Source organism: Mesotoga sp. HF07.pep.5.2.highcov (assembly GCF_003666285.1).
In the GTDB taxonomy this organism is placed as follows: domain Bacteria; phylum Thermotogota; class Thermotogae; order Petrotogales; family Kosmotogaceae; genus Mesotoga; species Mesotoga prima.
This window is the reverse complement of record NZ_JFHJ01000422.1, coordinates 1-1,319: the sequence shown is the minus strand read 5'-3', so window position 1 is coordinate 1,319 and position 1,319 is coordinate 1. Positions and strand designations below refer to the sequence as shown.

At 47.2% G+C, this 1,319-nt stretch carries 1 protein-coding gene; it reads right to left on the bottom strand.

What is annotated here, in order from left to right; genetic code table 11:
• Nucleotides 1-353: 353 nt before the first annotated feature.
• On the bottom strand, nucleotides 354-1,319 hold a 966-nt coding region (locus tag BG32_RS08870; protein ID WP_147434906.1), incomplete at its 5' end, for an MMPL family transporter.

The window sequence follows — 1,319 nt, the reverse complement described above, 5'->3', positions numbered from 1 at the left end:
GTCAGTCCCTATTTTCGCTCTCGTCTTCTCGTGAGCGAAGCGGACGTCTCAAATGCGTTCTTTCTCGGCTGTTCTAGGTTTTCAGCGACCAGCGGGTCTTAGAACGCGATGCTGAAACAAGTTCAGATACTGAATGCGACATTTCCGAAGTGGCCTCACACTGTCATCCCGAACTTGTTTCGGGATCTTTGTTTTTTCTTCGCGGAGGACGGTGGACTGTTGACGGACAACATTGTCTTGAGAGCGTTCAGCGAAAAGCGAGTCTTTGATGGGAGATCCCGTACAGGAGCATTACGGGATGACAGGCCTCTGTCAAAGGCTCGGACAGACTTTTCTATCTCTTTATAAGCGAGTTATGAATGAGTGGACATCTTCCATTTGCTGACGATTTTTGGTATTATCGTGAGAGTTACTATGGCTCCGGTAAGCATTCCGATCGCAAGCAGAAGTCCGAGTCCAGAGAAGAGTCTCAACGGTGCAAACAGGAGCGAGGCGAATCCCGCAGCGAGAGCTATCGTGTTTGAGAGTATCGCTGGTCTGACTTCCTCTCTCGCCCTGTAGATGTCTTTGGTGTCCATGAATCTGTTGATCAAATGGATTGCGTAATCTATTGTCATTCCCAGAAGTACTCCAGCAACGATTGCTGTAGAGATTTCTAGCTTTATGCCCAGTATCGACATATAAGAGAAGTTGAAGAATACCGACAGGGCTATCGGAAGAACCGACACAAGTGCCAGCTTGAAAGACCTGAAAACGATAATAAGCAGCAGAGTGATGACTACTAAGGCCCAGATAATTGTGGTGACCTGACTGCTAAGTATCTCGTTATTAACACCGGATATGATTAACAGTGGCGACGCTACGTATGGAGAATACTGTGGATAGTCCTCCAGTATTTCTTTTAGCTCGTTTTCTAAACGCTGTGAGTTAACCGCATCGGTATTGGGAGTCTTTACCAGCAACCGTATTGAATTCCCAACCATATATTGCTCGACGGGCAGATCGCCGTTGCGAGCCGCTATCTGAAGTATCGGAAGCGGAATACCGAAAGCGCTTGAAACATCCATTATAGATGAAACTCCCCTGACCTCTTCGAGCTCGTTTATTTCGACAATGAGCTTAGACAAGACCGAAGCATCGGCGCCCGTAAAGAGGCCGTTCTTATTCAGGATAACGTAAAAGGGCATGTTCCAACCGAACTCCTCTTTTATCGTCTCGGCAGATTTGACGATCGACGAGCTCTTCTTGAAGTAATCGTACTGGTCGAAGTTCCGATCGATTTTCGAAATCAGAAAAGGCGAGACGACTGCAAAGACGAG